The organism is Vibrio sp. MEBiC08052, from assembly GCF_001506075.1.
In the GTDB taxonomy this organism is placed as follows: Bacteria; Pseudomonadota; Gammaproteobacteria; order Enterobacterales; family Vibrionaceae; genus Vibrio.
Genome location: NZ_KQ947475.1, coordinates 891057 through 908643, shown reverse-complemented (window position 1 = coordinate 908643; position 17587 = coordinate 891057). Strand labels below are relative to the sequence as shown.

Sequence of the window (17587 nt, the reverse complement as noted above, 5' to 3'; positions counted from 1 at the left end):
AAACAGACGGGCGTCAGAGTCCCCCCAAACGCCCGTATCATACCTGAAAAGATCTGAAGTCATATCAGTGAATTACTATTCACTGATTATTTTTTTTCGTCTTTGACTTCTTCGAATTCAGCATCAACAACATCATCTTCCTGACCAGACGCTTGCTCTGTACCACCAGCTTGCTGCGCTTGCGCTTGCTGCTGTGCAATTTCCATCAGTTTTTGAGACGCTGTCATCAGTGCCTGTGTCTTGGCATCAATTTCTTCTTTGTCACCGCTCTTACTTGCAGCTTCAAGTTCACTGATCGCTGTTTCGATTTGTGCTTTATCTTCCGCAGGCAGTGCGTCACCGGCTTCATCTACCTGTTTACGAGTTGCATGGACGATTTGGTCAGCTTGGTTACGAGCGGTCGCCAACTCTTCGAACTTTTTGTCCGCTTCTTTATTGGCTTCAGCTTCTTGAACCATTTTTTCGATTTCATCGTTGCTCAAACCACCAGATGCCTGAATTGTTATCTTCTGCTCTTTGTTGGTCTGCTTATCTTTTGCAGAAACGTGCAGAATACCATCTGCATCCAAATCGAAAGTGACTTCGATTTGTGGCATACCACGCGGTGCAGGCTGAATGCCTTCCAGGTTAAATTGCCCCAGAGACTTGTTGTATGTCGCCTGTTTACGTTCACCTTGCAATACATGAATCGTTACAGCACTCTGGTTATCTTCTGCGGTTGAGAACACTTGATTCGCTTTGGTTGGAATCGTGGTGTTTTTCTCAATCAGCTTAGTCATCACTCCGCCCATGGTTTCGATACCCAGCGACAGTGGTGTCACGTCAAGCAGGAGAACGTCTTTCACCTCACCGGCAAGCACACCGCCTTGAACCGCAGCACCAACAGCAACCGCTTCATCCGGGTTCACGTCTTTACGAGCATCTTTACCGAAGAACTCAGCCACTTTCTTCTGAACCATTGGCATACGAGTCTGACCACCGACCAGAATCACGTCAGTAATATCATTAACAGACAGATCCGCATCCGCCAGCGCAACTTTCATCGGCTCAAGAGAACGCTGCACCAAATCTTCAACCAGAGCCTCAAGTTTTGCACGAGTCACTTTGATATTCATGTGTTTAGGACCCGTTGCATCTGCCGTAATATAAGGCAGGTTCACGTCAGTCTGTTGTGCAGAAGACAGTTCAATCTTCGCTTTCTCAGCCGCTTCTTTCAGACGCTGCATTGCCAACGGATCACTTTTCAGGTTGATGCCTTGCTCTTTCTTGAACTCATCAACCAAGTAATTGATCATGCGTGTATCGAAGTCTTCACCACCTAAGTGTGTATCACCGTTGGTCGCAAGTACTTCAAATGTTTTCTCGCCTTCAACATCATCAATTTCGATGATAGAGATATCGAATGTACCACCACCTAAGTCGTATACAGCGATAACACGGTCACCGCCTTCTTTGTCGAGACCATAAGCCAACGCCGCAGCGGTCGGTTCGTTGATGATCCGTTTCACTTCCAGACCCGCGATACGACCCGCATCTTTTGTTGCCTGACGCTGCGCATCATTAAAATACGCTGGTACGGTAATTACGGCACCGGTGACGGCTTCACCCAGATAGTCTTCTGCGGTTTTTTTCATTTTTTTCAAAACTTCAGCAGAAACCTGTGGTGCTGCCAGTTTTTCATTTTTAACCTGAACCCATGCATCACCGTTATCAGCCTTGACAATTTTGTAAGGCATGATCTCGATATCACGTTGAACTTCTTCGTCTTCAAAACGACGACCGATCAAACGCTTAATTGCAAATAATGTATTCTCAGGGTTTGTAACCGCTTGACGTTTTGCTGGCTGACCAACAAGCGTTTCACCATCTGTATAAGCAATTACAGATGGCGTTGTACGTTCACCCTCAGCATTTTCAATCACGCGAGGTTTTCCACCGTCCAGTACAGCAACACAAGAGTTTGTAGTACCTAAGTCAATACCAATGATCTTACCCATCAGGACATCTCCGAATAATTCTATTGTCGTTTTGCCAGTACCCCATATATGGGGTTGGAGAATCGGGTTTCAACCCCTGACTCACCGCTCAACAAACGAAGTTTGCTTCTCTATGCCCCTTAGATAAGGGCAGAAAATACCTTTTCAAGGGGAAAAATGAAAAAAATACAAATTTCCTTATTTTCTGACCGGAGATAGTGATTCAGCACGGCTCAAACACCGGATAATCACCCAAATGAATCACGACCTTCAAAGTGCAATTTACTCACACTTCACAAAGTTACCCTCGGTTTGGTGACCTAACCAGTATTTTGTCAATTCCACTATACCCAGAGACGTCAACATCGTGATATCAAAACTGATACACGACATTCACATTTACACTATATTCACATTTATTCCCATTGTTCATGCTCGGCATGGTGATGGACGCACTCAATGTAAATACACCTTTTATATCAGCAGAAAAACAGGGAGTTTCTTATGTATAACATCGTCAAGAAAGGGGTGATGATTCTTGGGCTGAGTATTGCGCTGCCAGCCTTTGCGGATAACTACACCATAGGAACAGGCAGTCAGAGTGGTACCTATTATCCACTTGGCGGCACACTGGCTAAAATCTGGAGTGAAAACATCCCTGATTTCAATATGCGCGCTGAAGTCACCGCTGCATCGGTGGAAAATATCATCAAAGTCGCTACGCAAAAACAGTTGGTCGGTATCGCAATGGGGAATGTCGCCCTGAAAGCCTACGAAGGAGAAAAGCCGTTTCCGAGAAAAATGCCGACTCAGGTTCTCTTCGTCCTGTATCCCAATGTCGTTCAATTCATGGTTCCTGCTGATTCCGATATTCATACCATCAGTGATTTGAAAGGCAAAAAGATTTCGCTCGGTGCGCCCGGTTCCGGTACACGGGTAAGCGCTGTGAATATTTTGAAAATACTCGGTATCACTGAAAATGATGTCAGGGCACAGTCACTAAACTATACCGCGACCACGAGTGCGCTGGCGAACGGACAAATTGACGCGGGCGTGATTGTCGGTAGTCTCGGGGTTGGTGCGATCACGGAGCTGGCACTGACCCGCAAGATCCGGATCCTCTCTTTCACCCCAGAGGAACTGAAGAAAATTTCAGCTGCCAACCCATCCTATCAAGCATTCAACGCCCCGGCTGACAGTTATAAAAATGTCCCGGCATTCGAGGTGCCGGCCGTTTGGAACGTTCTGGTAACCAATCAAAAAATGGATGACAAGCTGGCTTATGAAATGACCAAAGTTGCTTTTGAAAACATCGACAAGATCCGTCAGGCGGTTGGCGTCACGAAATTTATGACTATCGATAATATGCCGAAGCTGGAAGGCGTGCCGCTTCATCCCGGTGCAATGAAATACTACCAAGAGCATCACCAATAAAACCATTCCCACGATGATTCAACCAATCAGATGACAGTAAAGCGTCAAATATGTCATCTGATTGTGCTTTATCTATTTTGTGCTTTATATCATGACATTTGGAGTTAGCTATGACTCAGGTTTTATCCCGTCACACGACATTTGCCAATAGTCTCACGCTCGTGACCGGCCTGATCGCAATTTTGCTGACTGTATTCCAGATATGGCAAGGCATCACCGCCGATCTGTCAGCAACCGTATTCAGACCCACTCATCTCAGCTGGGTCCTAATCCTTGTTTTTTTGGCATTTCCCTTCGCACACATTGACACCGCTTCACAGGCTAAATATGTGGTACTGCGATGTCTCGATATTGTGTTGATTATCCTCACTTGCTGGGCGGCCAGCCGGGTGATTCCATTTGATTATGATGATATCAGTTTTCTGCTGGACGGATTACAGCCGGAGGACCAATACGCCGGACTGTTACTGATCCTTCTGCTTTTAGAAGCAACCCGCCGGACGGTCGGTATGGTCATGGTTTTCGTAGCGGCCATATTTCTGAGTTATGCATTATTCGGCAATGTCCTGCCGGACGCTATCGCCAGTAAAGGTTTTTCATTGGAAGAGATGGTCCGCTTTCATATTTATTCCACCAACGGTGTCTTCGGTGCACCGCTGGCAATCGCAGCCGGCGTCGTTTTCGTATTTGTCCTGTTCGGGGCTTTTCTGCAAGTCAGCGGTGCCGGGCAATTTTTTATCGATGCTGCGTTTGCAATTGCAGGCAAATCAAAAGGTGGCCCGGCCAAAGCCAGTGTGCTGGCCTCTGCGGCTTTGGGATCAATCTCGGGGTCAGCCATTGCCAATACCGTCACCACCGGCTCCCTCACCATACCGATGATGAAAAGGCTCGGTTACAAAGCTGAACAAGCAGCCGGAATCGAGGCCGCAGCCTCAACCGGAGGACAAATCATGCCCCCGGTCATGGGGGCAGGCGCATTTGTCATGGCGCAGTTTACCGGGATTCCTTACAGTGAAATCATTCTGGTTTCGATTGCACCGGCAATCCTTTATTTTGCCTGTACATTACTTTACGTCCATCTGATGGCATGTAAACTCAATCTGCAAGGCATGAGTGAAACGGAGAAAATCGGCCGTATTGTGAAACAGGGATGGCACTTCCTGCTGCCATTGGTGATCATCACCACCTTGCTGATTATGAGTTACTCCCCGATTTTAGTCGGGATTGCCGGATGCGCAGCCATACTCATCGCAGCGCTGACACGCAAGCATACCCAAATCAGTATCAGACTCGTGCTGGAAGGGATGAAACAAGGGGCAATTCTCGCGTTGCCAATCTCGATTGCTTGTGCAACCGCAGGTATTGTGGTTGGGGTGGTCGGACAGACGGGGATCGGCCTGCAATTTACCCAGTTTCTGACCTCACTATCCGGTGGTCACCTCTGGTCTGCCCTACTGTTTATTGCCATCGCAGCCGTCATTCTGGGCATGGGGCTTCCGGTCACCGCTGCTTATATCGTGCTGTCGGTGATGGCCGTTCCAGCCTTGATGGATCTCGGTGTGCCGCTGCTCACCGCACACATGATCGTCTTCTGGCTCTCTCAGACCTCCAATGTCACACCGCCCATCGCATTAGCCGCTTTTGCCGGGGCTGGCATCGCCAACGCCTCACCGATGCGTTCGGCGGTTCAGGCCTTCAAACTGGCACAGGGATTTTTCCTGATCCCGGCAATGATGGCATTTTCCGGCCTGATCTGGACGCAGACAGAAACGCTGCTGGCATTTGTGGAATCCATCCTCGGATGTATCGCCTTAATTCTTGCCTTTGCCGGCGGGCTCGAAGGCTACCTGTTCCGTCCGATGTCAGCGCTTTACCGGTTGGTTTTTCTGTTACTCGCGGCCGCAACACTGTTTCTTGTCGATAATTATCGCTTGATCAGCATAGTGTGCATTGCTGTTATGATGATATGGGAGTGGAAAAGAAGCCGCCTTACCCCCCATCATTCTCCGGCTGCACCGCAGGAAAAATAGTCAGACGGAACCATTAAACACACCGTTTTAATGTGCATAAAAAAAGGTTGGCAGAGCCAACCTTTTTATTTTATTGAATCAAATGGTCATCTCATGACAACGTTGCACTTACTTGGCAACCATCACCATCGCAGGACGAACCACACGGCCATTCAGTTCATAACCTTTTTGCATCACAAACATCACTGTGTTTGATTCATGATCAGGGCTTTCCTGAATCGACATCGCCTGATGTAATTCCGGATTAAACGCTTCCCCTTCAGGATTAATCTCTTTGAGACCAAATTTTTCAATGGTACCGATAAAGGTTTTATGAGTCAGTTCAACCCCTTCCAGCAGTGGCTTGATCACTTCATTCTCAGCGTCTGCCGCTTGAATGGCGCGCTCAAGATTATCAATAACCGGCAGTAGCTCTTCCGCAAAACGACTCAGGGCAAATTTACGCGCCTTATCAATCTCCTGCTCACTCCGGCGACGGATATTCTCAACCTCTGCGTGGGCACGCAAGACTGCATCTTGCTGCTCTTTCACCTTACTTTCACTAGTCAGTAGCGCTGCTTCCAATTGGGCAATTTTCGCGTCTTGCTCATCCTCTGGGGCATCGCTTTCATTCCACTCGATATCAGCCTCACTACCGACGACTTCAGCCTCAGTCTGTTCTTGTGCTACCGATTCTTGCTGCAGCTCTTCTTCTTTGACTTTATTCTCTTCGTTGCTCATGATATCTCCAGAGTTCCATGATCTTTTGTATTGATGATCAACATTCAACACACTAAACATTCGCATAAAAGCATAACTTGCCTTTATTATGGGGATGAAGATTCCTGATTCAAGCCTAATTCGATTGGAAACATTATGAAAAAATCTTTTGGCGTAATTGCCATCATTGGTAAACCTCGGGACCAGTCTGCGATACAAACCCATCGCGAATTATACCAGTGGTTATCAGAGCAAGGATATTCAGTGTTTATCGATGATCGGCTGAGTAATATTCTCACTGACATTCCGCCCCAATGTTTTTCATCTTTACTTGAGTTAGGCAAAAAAGCCGATCTGGCAATTGCCGTCGGCGGTGACGGCAACATGCTTGGCGCAGCCAGAGTATTATCCCGTTTTGAAATTCGGGTGATCGGTGTCAACCGCGGCAGCCTGGGTTTTCTCACCGACTTAAACCCCGAAGATTTTCAGGTCGCTTTACAAAAAGTACTCGAAGGCGAATATATTGAAGAAGAGCGTTTTCTGCTGGAAACCGAAATTCACCGCCACGGGCAGATCAAAAGTCATAATGCCGCCTTAAACGAAGCCGTCCTCCATCCGGGGAAAATCGCCCATATGATTGAGTTCGAGGTGTACATTAATGATGCTTTCGCGTTTTCCCAGCGCTCAGACGGTCTGATTGTTTCAACCCCGACCGGTTCAACCGCCTATTCACTTTCAGGTGGCGGCCCGATTCTGTCACCGAGCTTAAACGCCATATCACTTGTCCCGATGTTTCCACACACATTGTCATCCCGTCCTTTGGTGGTTGATGGAGATTGCCGCATTAAACTCTCTGTCTCACCGAATAACAGAGGCACACAAGAAATCAGTTGTGACGGGCAGATTTCGCTCCCCGTCTCTCCCGGAGATGAAGTGCTGATCTACCGTAGCCCAAATAAGTTACATCTGATTCATCCCAAAGATTACAGCTACTACCATGTGCTGAGAAACAAATTAGGTTGGTCAAGTAAGTTGTTCTAGAGCCCCGATAGCTGGTATTCATTATCACTTGCCAAAACTGAATACGCCATCGATTCAGCCCTGTGGTCTTGCCTGATATATTGGTGAAAATAAAATCACCAAACATCTTTACTGTATAAAGAAACAGTATATACTGTTTCTTTATACAGTATTGGTAAAACGTACAGGTGTGAACATGCTGGCTCATTTAAGTGTCAATAATTTTGCAATCGTAAAATCATTACAGTTAGAACTTTCTCAGGGAATGACCACCATTACCGGAGAGACCGGTGCAGGGAAGTCCATTGCTATCGATGCACTCAGTCTGTGTCTCGGTGGCAGAGCGGAAGCCGGCATGGTGCGTCAAGGTGAAGAAAAAACCGAAGTCTGTGCTGCATTTCTTCTCGATCACAATCTGCACGCCACCCGGTGGCTCGAAGATAATGAACTTCTGGACGGCAGCGAGTGTATTCTCCGCCGAGTTATTACCAAAGAAGGCCGTTCACGCGCATTTATCAATGGTAATCCGGTCCCGATTTCACAACTCAAATCACTCGGTCAGTTACTGGTCAATATCCATGGTCAACACGCTCATCAACAACTGATGAAAAGTGAGCACCAACTTACTATGTTGGACCAATATGCCGGTCATGCGGATTTGTTGAAAAAGACACGGCTGGCTTACCAAAACTGGCGTCAGGCCAGTAATGAGTTAAAACAGATCCGTGAAAACAGTCAGCAGAATCAGGCCCAACTCCAGTTGCTGGAATATCAAATCAAAGAACTGAACGAATTATCGATCGGTGAAGATGAGTTCCCCGAACTGGAACAGGAATACAAGCGCCTGAGTAACAGCGGTGAATTACTCACACTGAGCCAAAATGCAATCCAGCTATTAAATGAAGGCGATGAAGTCAATGCCATCGGTTTACTTCAGTCAACCAGTCAGGTTCTGGTTCAGTTAGCCGAACTGGATGAAAAAATGGCGATGTTGCCCACAATGATTGCGGAAGCTCTGATTCAATTGGAAGAAGCAAACAGCGAACTCCGTCACTATCTGGATCGCATTGAAGTCGATCCGGAACAAATGGCGTATATTGAAAGCCGCTATTCCAAAGTTATGTCGCTGGCCCGTAAACATAATGTTCTCCCGGAAGATCTCTATCAGCATCACCAAAACCTGCTCCGGCAGATCACCGCACTGGACTATTCCGATGAGAAGCTTGAACAACTGGAGAATATGGTGGCAGAGGCGTATCAGTCATTTGTTCACCGCGCTGAAAAACTGCATCAGTCCAGAATGCGTTACGCCAAAGAACTCAATAAATTAATCAGTCAGAGTATGCATGAACTGAGCATGGAAAAAGCCAAGTTCCAAATGGATATTCATTATGATGACAAACACCCGTCTCCGCTCGGGTTCGATTCAGTGAACTTTATGGTTTCCACCAACCCGGGACAACCGTTGCAACCGATGACCAAAGTCGCTTCGGGCGGCGAACTTTCGCGGATATCACTCGCGATTCAGGTGATTACTGCGCAAAAAGTCGAAACTCCAAGTTTGATCTTCGATGAAGTTGATGTCGGCATCAGTGGCCCGACAGCCGCTGTCGTCGGGAAAATGCTACGTCAATTGGGCGAATCGACTCAAGTATTGTGTGTGACCCACTTACCACAGGTTGCCGGTTGTGGGCATCAGCAACTTTTTGTTGCCAAGCAAACGAAAGGCGGAAAAACAGAAACACAGATGCTCAAGCTGGATAATCAGCAACGGATTGAAGAATTAGCAAGGTTGCTTGGCGGTAGTCAAATCACTGAAACCACGTTAGCCAATGCAAAAGAGTTATTGCTCGTTGCTGCATAACTACTTTCAAATTAACTTATTTTATTATCCACCGTCTGAATATCACCACTTATAATAGATATCGGGCATTTTGATGAAATTATATTCAGCCCGATATTTTATTTTGATTTTTTCTGCATTTGATCTTAACTTAACAAAAAATGGATAGAATGTACCGCAATTCATTATTGCCCATTCAAGATCTCATACAAATAATATATTCATGTTATGTTAAGAGAACAATGCATAAAGAAAATTAATAAAAACATCAATGGTGTTATTAAAATCACTGACCAAAAGAAAACTTACTGGCTAAAAATTGGTGGAGAGGATAAATCTAACTTTATCCGGAAAATATCATCACTCGCTGGCAAGTTAAATTTATTTTCATGCTTTCAGTCGAAAGCAACGATGAATTCATGGTCCCGTTTTGAACATGAAAAATCGATGTTGCTTTATTTAAATTCGATTGGATTTCAGGTACCTCGGATCGCGCTGGAAGGGGAACGTTTCTTTGTTACTCCCGATCAAGGCCTGCCGCTCTCTCAAGTTGAAGCTGAACGCATCACCGATGATGTATTGATGCAACTCATCACTTTATTTATTAAGTTACACAATGCGGATATTGCTCACGGGCGCCCGGCACTTCGCGATATATTAATCGATCAGCATAATCGGCTTAGCCTGATTGACTTTGAAGAGTCCATCATGCATGCGAGTCCGAAACTCAAAGCAAGAGACATTTATCTATTACTGATGGATCTATGTCGTATCAAACAGGTCACCATTGAACAAAAACGGAGCATATTATGTTATTGGAAACAGCAGGTTTCTGATGAACACTGGCAAAGTTTGTTAGAAATCCATCAACTCTTGCGTAAATTCAAACTGCTTGCTCATGGTGTTTTATACTTTAAAAAGAACAATAAATTAAGTCGGCAATTTCTGGAAACATGCAATTTATTTGATACATTTTTATAATTAGTTCAGCTTATTATTATTCATCAAAATAAATTATTTATATTCATCAATACTGCACTAATCAATTAATTTCCCATTAAAATATAAACGTTAATACGGATTATATTGACTCATCAATAACCACAATAAATAATTAATTTTATTGTGGTTATGGTTCGTCCTGAAGACGGCACCGCTACCACCAGACATGGTGCTCTCAAACAGCCTCATCTTTGTGGCAACACTCTTCTGTTTTCTGAGAAATATCAAGCAAGCCGTCCATCCGACTCAATACTTCCCGGGGCATCACACTCACCTATGTAGACCCGGAAGAAATCCGCAGCCATTTTCCTCAGGGTCTATAATTGATACCGAATGTTGAAAAAAAATCGATCCGATGCAACAAAATCCAAAATTTGTAGTCTGAGTGTGGGATAAGATGGTGGGGAACCCTTTTACTTCTTCACCAAGCTTGTTTATTATCAGCCAAGCTTTCACTCTAAATGACAATGTAGTAAACAAACTATGCAATTTAAGAAGTCTCTCATCACCGCGTCATTAGCAATACTTGTCCTCAGTGGATGTTCATCGGTTACCGATATGTTGGTTTACCGGATTGATATCAACCAAGGCAACTACGTTGATCAACAAGAGGTTGATCAGCTGAAATTCGGTATGACCAAACAACAAGTCCGCTATGTACTTGGTTCTCCGATGCTAGTTGAAAATGGTTATCCCGATACTTGGTACTACATTTATCATCATGTCTCAGGCCATGAAGATCCGGTGCAGAAGAATCTGATTGTCAAATTTGACAAAAGAGGCTCACTCATTCATCTGGCCGGTGATTTTCATAACAGCGATCACTTCTTTGAAAGCATCCAGTAAACTTGTAAAACCAACAGTTGTAAAAAAGCTCGCATTGCGAGCTTTTTTACTATCGGGCATCGGGATATCGATTATTTTTTAAGTGGATTCAATTTACCGCCCGTTACCGAGTCGGCTTTCCCCGCTACTTTTGCCTGGTCTGCTCGCTTTCTGCGAATTTCCTTCGGATCTGCCAGCAGCGGTCGGTAAATTTCAATTCGATCCCGATCCCGTACCGTCGTATCCAACTTCACCGGTCGACTAAAAATACCGACTTTATTTTTTGCCAAATCAATTTCCGGATACATATTCAACACACCGGATTGGCGGATAATCTCTTCCACAGTCATCGATGGCGACACCACCAGCGATAATACACGCTGCTCATGCGGCAGAGCATACACCACTTCAACGTGAGTAGAATTCTCTTCATCCGTCATACATACACCTGCTTGGCTCGTTTGGTGAAAGCATTGACCATATTATTGGTCAGATCATTAAAAATTTTGCCGAATGCCAGCTCAATCATCTTACTGGAAAACTCAAATTCAAGCTTCAGTTCAACTTTACAAGCCCATTCATCAAGCGGTGTAAAGTACCATCCACCCTGCAGCATTTTAAAGGGCCCGTCTACCAAATCCATCAAAATAGCTTCACCCGTTTTTAACTGATTCGACGTGGTAAATGTTTTGCTGATCCCCGCTTTAGAGATATCAACAGAAGCAACCATCTTGTCAGCATTTGACTCAATCACTCTCGCACCGGAACAACCCGGCAAGAACTCAGGATAACGCATCACATCATTGACTAAATTAAACATCTGTTCAGCGCTAAACGATACCAGTGCAGAACGACTCACCTGCTTCATTGATGCTCCTTCTTCCTCTTTACACCCAAGCGTTGTGATTTTACTGTGATACATCGGTGAGCTCAAGGTCAGCGTCCGTCAATCCACCAGCGTTGCGTAGCCAGTTAATCACCTCACAATGACAACAATCGCAGATTTATCAATCAATTGTGCATATTTTGCACCAATACCAACAAAAGGATTTCCCAACCCACACGCAATCCGTATAATACGCCCCACTATGGCAAAGAAAAAATCAAAAGCAGGGAGCAACACGATTGCTCTGAACAAAAAAGCTCGCCACGAATATTTCGTTGAAGATGAAATAGAAGCTGGTCTAGAGCTTCAGGGCTGGGAAGTGAAGTCACTTCGCCAGGGCAAAGCAAATATCGCAGAAAGTTATGTATTCTTGCGTGACGGAGAAGCATTTATCTCCGGCATGAACATCATTCCGCTGCAACAAGCTTCAACACATGTGATTGCCAACCCGACTCGGGTACGCAAACTCCTGCTCTCTCGTCGGGAGCTCGATAATCTATTCGGCCGGATCAATCGTGAAGGGATGACTTTAATAGCATTATCGCTGTACTGGTCTCGTTCATGGGTCAAAATTAAAGTCGGGGTTGCGAAAGGTAAGAAGATGCACGACAAGCGGGATACGGCCAAAGATCGGGACTGGCAGCGCCAAAAAGACCGCGTCATGAAGAGCGCACTGCGCTAAACTTAACCATATGATTGTGCAGCACTAGACACTAGGAACAATTCTGGTAGTATGCACACTCTACCTCTGGGGCTGATTCAGGATTCGACGGGAATTTTGCAGTCTGAGGTGCATGCCGAGGTGCGGTAGGCCTCGTTAACAAACCGCAAAAAAATAGTCGCAAACGACGAAAACTACGCACTAGCAGCTTAATAACCTGCTGAGAGCCCATCTGCCCTAGCCTCTGCTTGTAGGACGGGGAGTTCAGATGGTCAAACCAAAACAAGCTGGCGTGGATTCCCCCACCTGAGGGATGAAGCGTAAGAGATAATTCAGGTTAGCTATTCATTCGCGTGTCGGTTCGCAGGTGGTAGTGAAATTAAAGATCGACTAAGCATGTAGTACCAAAGATGAATGATTTTCGGACGCGGGTTCAACTCCCGCCAGCTCCACCAATCACTAGTAACGGGACGTCTCAGGACGTCCCGTTTTCTTTTCTAAGCCCTTGTCATATCTAGCTTTAAGTGCTTCAGGGCGTCTCATCGAGATTCACTTAATCTCAGTCATTTAGTAACATTCTGCGTAACACTAACCAATAACAACACAAATTGGTGTTACATCAGAAAGGAACCATTAAAATGGCTAAGCAAATCAAGCCTTTATCATCAACTCAAGTAACCAAAGCTAAGCCCTTAGAGAAAGAATATTCGCTTGCCGATGGCAACGGTCTGTACTTACGTGTAAAGCCCAATGGCGCAAAACTTTGGATTTTCAACTACATCCATCCAGTAACTAAAAAACGCAAGAACATCAGCCTCGGCGCATTTCCTGATATCACTCTCGCTTCCGCGAGAGAAAAAACAAGAGAGATGCGACAATTAGTCGCGGAAGGTGTCGATCCTAAAACTCACAGAGATAACCAACGTTTTACTGCTCAGGTAGCACAGTCTCACACGTTAAGAGCTGTCGCTGAAGAATGGTTTGAAGTGAAGAAACACGATGTGTCAGATGATTATGCAGATGACATTTGGCGCTCTCTTGAGCTTCACGTTTTCCCCAATTTAGGAAATATGCCTGTTAACAAATTACTTACTCAAACAGTGATTCAAACATTACGACCTAATTGAAGCGAAAGGAGCTTTAGAAACAGTAAGACGCGTCTGTCAGCGCTTGAATGAAGTTATGACATATGCACAACACTGCGGCAAAGTTGAATTCAATCGGTTCGAAAACATCTGGAAAGCTTTCAAAAAGCCAAAAGGTGAACACATGCTTACGATAAAGCCTGATGAGCTACATATTCTTATGCAAAAAATGTCATTGGCAAATATCAAGCTTACCACTAGGTGCGCCTTTGAGTTTCAGCTTCACACGCTAACCCGCCCAAATGAGTGCGCTAGAGCCGAATGGAATGAGATAGATTTCGAAAACAGGCTTTGGATCATTGGTCGAGATAAAATGAAAATGAAACGCGACCATAAGATCCCTCTTTCAGACGCTACATTACAGCTATTGAACTTTATGAAGCCTATATCATTCGGTCAACGATATGTTTTCCCAAGCGCTAGCTCAGCAGACAAACACATGAACAGTCAAAGTATCAACGCCGCACTGAAACGTGCGGGTATGGCAGGAAAGTTAGTGAGCCACGGTATACGCTCAATTGGCAGTACAGCGCTCAACGAACAGGGCTTTAACAAAGATGCTATTGAGCTGTGTCTAGCTCACGTAGACAAGAACACGATTCGTGACATCTACAACAACGCTGAATATCTGGAAGAGCGACGAAAGATCATGGATTGGTGGAGTAATTTCATACTTGATGCTTCTAAAAACGCCAACACTATAGCAAAACCAAGAAATTAAGTGACACAAATCACACTTTTAATGAGATGTGGATGATTTTATATTGACGATGAGAATCATCCACATTATTTTAAATCGCGTCTAAATATTTAATTTTCACATAGGAAACAGACACTTAAAGCCCGCCCTGCGGCAACGGTACTTATTTCCGTTAAACTTCGGTTTAACTATTTGTTTATTGTTTTGGTATTAACTTAACTTTCGGAGCCTTTTTTTGAAGACTTCACTATTCCATTACATACGAATACCTTCCTTTAATTGTTAAGGAATGAGTCTGTAACCCAATAGGCTTCAGTCCCATCTAGGTGTTCCTTCACTGATAATAAACTTCCGTGGATCAGTGTAAGTATTGGAATATAAAGTTAGTACTAGACATGAATTAATGTAGGTTATCGTTATGTCTGTAAATACAACTCCTCTTCTAAAAATCGTACGTAAATCTGACGTTCTACAGCGCGTTCCATTCTCAAGAGCGACTCTCCATCGCAAAATCAATGATGGAACTTTCCCACCGTCAATTCCTTTAGGCGCAAACTCTGTTGGTTTCTTATCTCACGAAGTCGATGCAATTATCGCAGCGATGGCATTGGGCAAAGATCTACAGCAAACCGTTTCTCATCTTGTTGAGCAAAGACAGTCTCTTTTCGACAACAGTCTCTATGCACTAGCCGCATAACTAAAAACTCTCACTAAGCACAAATAAATCAATTGTTTACTGCATGCTTTAGCATGCTGGTAAAAGTGCAGAGTTCTTTAGTTATATATATTACTTAGAAACTTTGCACTTTTACGTTCTACTAGGAATAAGAATAAATGAACGTTATCGCGCAATCTCAAGTTTCAGAACATACACTGGTTCGTTCAACAGAGTCCTGTTCAGTCGCTATTCTTAGCGGCGAGTCTCTAAGCTTCGATCATGACAAATACAGAGTCGTTGCTGTTCGCAACGACAAAAACAACCTGGCTGAAGTTATCCGCTATTACCGTGATGCTGGCTTCAATAACATCAAGTTAATCATTGATTCAAAAAAGCTCCCTGCTCAAGCTGTAGATTTCATGATGATTAATTATCGCGACGCTAGGTGTGATCTTTATGATTTAGCGTCAAAGCGACTCTACAGTCTGAAAGACTACAACGATACAATCCAGTATCTATCTCTTTGCTATCAGTTGACGAATTGCGGCATGCGGGGTGACGAAATCATTGACTGGCTAGCTAAAAAATTAGTCCGTACTATTCCTCTGATCTGCCCCGATGCTAAATCATGCTTGAGCACTTACCGTTTCTACCTTCACAAAGACAACAATTTCCTAAGCAAAGTTTTAGATTGCCTTGAACTGCAGCTACATCACTACCATTCGTCAGTTCAAGATTTTATGAAACTTAGAACGCCAACGAAAACAATCCGTACTTCAACTCTCGACTGTCCAGAAGTGTGTGAAGCGCTAGCCAATGAGCGAACCCTTGCGATTAAATCTGCAACAGGCACTGGTAAAACGAAACACGTCTTTGGCCCCATTACTCAGCTAGCTGAGCAAAACAATAAATCCGTGGTATATCTTTCTCACCTGATGGCTTTAGTAGAACAATACTGCATTCAAAATCATGCGGTCAGCTATACCACTCAAAACTTAACTCAGCTTGAACAGTCGAAAGCGATGGGATTAGTCGCCAATAGTGTGTGGAAAGCACATATCCAAGCATATTGCCACAATGCTGATACCTTGATTATCGATGAGTTTGAGAAAGTAATTTCAACAGTTGTGTGCTCGGAGCATTCACTACAAATGCCCAAACAACGCGTCTTTCATTGCTTGTCTGATATTATTCGCTCCATTCCACAAGTCATTGTGGGGGATGCTGATCTTTCCGATATTAGTTTAGGCTTCTTGAAGGATTTACGAGGTGACGTGACTTTAATCCACTGCGACAAAAACCCATATATGGGAATTGAAGCAGTTATCACAGATAAAAATCAGTACCTTTATAGTCAGGGTGATCTCAAGTCCAAACTATTGGAGGACAAGGTGTTTCTTTTTGACTCACTAGTGACGCTTCGAGGCGTTGTTAAACAACTTGGTTATGAGGACAAGCAAGGTTTAGATAGTGAGACTGCGGCTCTAAACGATGGTGTGCTAGTCATTCACGGGGAGAATAAAGGAATGGACGCACAACGTGCTTTTCTGGCTAACCCGAATGAAGAAATCTCCAAATACAAAGCGATTATCGCTTCTCCCTGTCTAGGGTCAGGCTTCTCAATCGTCAAAGATTTCGCTAATAGAGTTATCGTATTCTGTGACAAAACACTAAATCCATTTGAACTAGTTAACTTCGCACGTCGATTCCGCAAAGCAAAGGAGATTTGGTTTACTGTAGATGCCCATCAAGACTTCTTCTGCCGACCGACAAGAGAAAGAGTCTACAATGCGAATATTCACTCAGCGCCAACAGACCACCTAGAGATTGCATTCGGTAACGTGAAATCACGGTTCACCGCCCCTCTGGGGCTACATCTATGGCTAACATTGAAGGAACTCGGCTTTCATGTTGATTCGCTGCCATCCTCTGTGTACTCACAGAGCTATGGGTCAAAAGCAAACAAGCAATATTTAAAAGCTTACAGAGAAGCGTTAATCAATGCCATTATGCAAGCTGTCGATTTAAGCCAGCATGACGTGAAACGGCTTATGATGGTAGATAAGCGCACAGCCAGTGACAACGCTGCTATCTGGAAACATACAATCAAAAGCTACTATCAGTTGAATGAAGTCACGAAAGAGGATGTCGAGTTTCATTTCCTGTTTTCCAAGAACAGAAAGCTCTTCGATAAGCTGTTTTCGATTCCAGCGCCAAACGAAGATAACAGCAAGTACTCAACATATCGCCGCTTGGCGAATTTAATCAATGAGGGTCTGTTCAACGGACACCAGCTTAATTCTCAATCACCTTCTATCATGGTCCATCGGGAGCAGGTTTTAGGGTTTATTAATCTGATGATCGAAAGTCGGGACTTAGTCAATTGGACACTGCACAAAGATACTCACATCCCCCTATCACTCAAAACCAACAGCACGACAAATAAAAAGATGCTGTATTTTCGGCAACTCATGAAGTCTCTGGGTTTTGAAATCGGTAGATTTAGCGGAACAACAAATAAAGCGAAAATCTCTCTGACTCAAAGGGCGCGTAGCTACACTAGATCAAGTACCGAGTCTCTAGATATCGTTGCTTAACTGACTTCCCGTTATGCTCTATTGCATAACGGGATAGCTATTTCCACGAATGGCCTCTGGTATTTCATACATACCGTTACCCACTTCACTGATAAGTCAGTATCTTTTCTG

13 protein-coding genes, 1 other RNA gene and 1 pseudogene are annotated in these 17587 nt (G+C 44.4%); 11 read left to right on the top strand and 4 right to left on the bottom strand.

The window, feature by feature from the left end:
- Positions 1-86: 86 nt before the first annotated feature.
- On the bottom strand, positions 87-1997 hold the full coding sequence (gene dnaK / locus VRK_RS04105; protein WP_059120215.1) for a molecular chaperone DnaK: 1911 nt from the start codon (positions 1995-1997) through the stop codon (positions 87-89).
- A gap of 483 nt (positions 1998-2480) precedes the next feature.
- Here dnaK and VRK_RS04100 point away from each other — a divergent pair, with 483 nt between their 5' ends.
- Both VRK_RS04100 and VRK_RS04095 read left to right on the top strand, forming a co-directional pair.
- A complete protein-coding gene (locus VRK_RS04100) occupies positions 2481-3410 on the top strand; it encodes a TAXI family TRAP transporter solute-binding subunit (RefSeq protein WP_059120214.1) in 930 nt (309 codons plus the stop codon).
- 110 nt (positions 3411-3520) lie between these two features.
- Positions 3521-5440, top strand: coding sequence for a TRAP transporter permease (locus VRK_RS04095; RefSeq protein WP_059120213.1), 1920 nt, complete (start codon positions 3521-3523; stop codon positions 5438-5440).
- A 108-nt stretch (positions 5441-5548) separates the two neighbouring features.
- Here VRK_RS04095 and grpE read toward each other — a convergent pair whose 3' ends face one another.
- Positions 5549-6160, bottom strand: coding sequence for a nucleotide exchange factor GrpE (grpE, locus tag VRK_RS04090; RefSeq protein WP_059120212.1), 612 nt, complete (start codon positions 6158-6160; stop codon positions 5549-5551).
- Positions 6161-6295: 135 nt separating this feature from the next.
- On the opposite strand from grpE, the gene nadK reads away from it, so the two are divergent.
- From nadK to bamE, 4 genes are all read left to right on the top strand, one after another.
- Positions 6296-7180: an NAD(+) kinase gene (nadK, locus tag VRK_RS04085; RefSeq protein WP_059120211.1), complete on the top strand. Its 885-nt coding sequence runs from the start codon at positions 6296-6298 to the stop codon at positions 7178-7180.
- Between the two features lie 175 nt (positions 7181-7355).
- Positions 7356-9023, top strand: coding sequence for a DNA repair protein RecN (gene recN, locus VRK_RS04080; protein ID WP_059120210.1), 1668 nt, complete (start codon positions 7356-7358; stop codon positions 9021-9023).
- 390 nt (positions 9024-9413) lie between these two features.
- Positions 9414-9983 carry a BUD32 family EKC/KEOPS complex subunit gene (locus tag VRK_RS04075; protein WP_157371847.1) on the top strand — a complete coding sequence of 190 codons (570 nt, stop codon included), beginning with the start codon at positions 9414-9416 and terminating at the stop codon, positions 9981-9983.
- A 504-nt stretch (positions 9984-10487) separates the two neighbouring features.
- Complete coding sequence (bamE, locus tag VRK_RS04070; RefSeq protein WP_059120208.1) at positions 10488-10850, top strand: outer membrane protein assembly factor BamE; 363 nt, start codon at positions 10488-10490, stop codon at positions 10848-10850.
- Positions 10851-10921: 71 nt separating this feature from the next.
- Here the strand turns inward: bamE and VRK_RS04065 are convergent, their stop codons facing one another.
- Together VRK_RS04065 and VRK_RS04060 are read right to left on the bottom strand one after the other, a co-directional pair.
- Entirely contained in the window at positions 10922-11269 is a 348-nt protein-coding gene (locus VRK_RS04065) for an RnfH family protein (RefSeq protein ID WP_059120207.1), read from the bottom strand.
- Positions 11266-11697: an SRPBCC family protein gene (locus VRK_RS04060; protein ID WP_059120206.1), complete on the bottom strand. Its 432-nt coding sequence runs from the start codon at positions 11695-11697 to the stop codon at positions 11266-11268. Before VRK_RS04060 ends, VRK_RS04065 begins: the two co-directional genes overlap by 4 nt.
- Positions 11698-11917: 220 nt before the next feature.
- Here VRK_RS04060 and smpB point away from each other — a divergent pair, with 220 nt between their 5' ends.
- From smpB to VRK_RS04035, 5 genes and pseudogenes are all read left to right on the top strand, one after another.
- Positions 11918-12397, top strand: coding sequence for an SsrA-binding protein SmpB (gene smpB / locus VRK_RS04055; protein WP_059120205.1), 480 nt, complete (start codon positions 11918-11920; stop codon positions 12395-12397).
- Positions 12398-12465: 68 nt separating this feature from the next.
- Positions 12466-12831: a transfer-messenger RNA gene (gene ssrA, locus VRK_RS04050) on the top strand.
- Positions 12832-13014: 183 nt separating this feature from the next.
- Positions 13015-14242, top strand: a pseudogene (locus tag VRK_RS04045) (integrase domain-containing protein).
- A 397-nt stretch (positions 14243-14639) separates the two neighbouring features.
- Positions 14640-14918 (top strand): helix-turn-helix transcriptional regulator, encoded by a 279-nt coding sequence (locus VRK_RS04040; protein ID WP_000115789.1) that lies wholly within the window; start codon positions 14640-14642, stop codon positions 14916-14918.
- Between the two features lie 137 nt (positions 14919-15055).
- Positions 15056-17476: a hypothetical protein gene (locus VRK_RS04035; protein WP_059120204.1), complete on the top strand. Its 2421-nt coding sequence runs from the start codon at positions 15056-15058 to the stop codon at positions 17474-17476.
- Positions 17477-17587 lie beyond the last annotated feature (111 nt).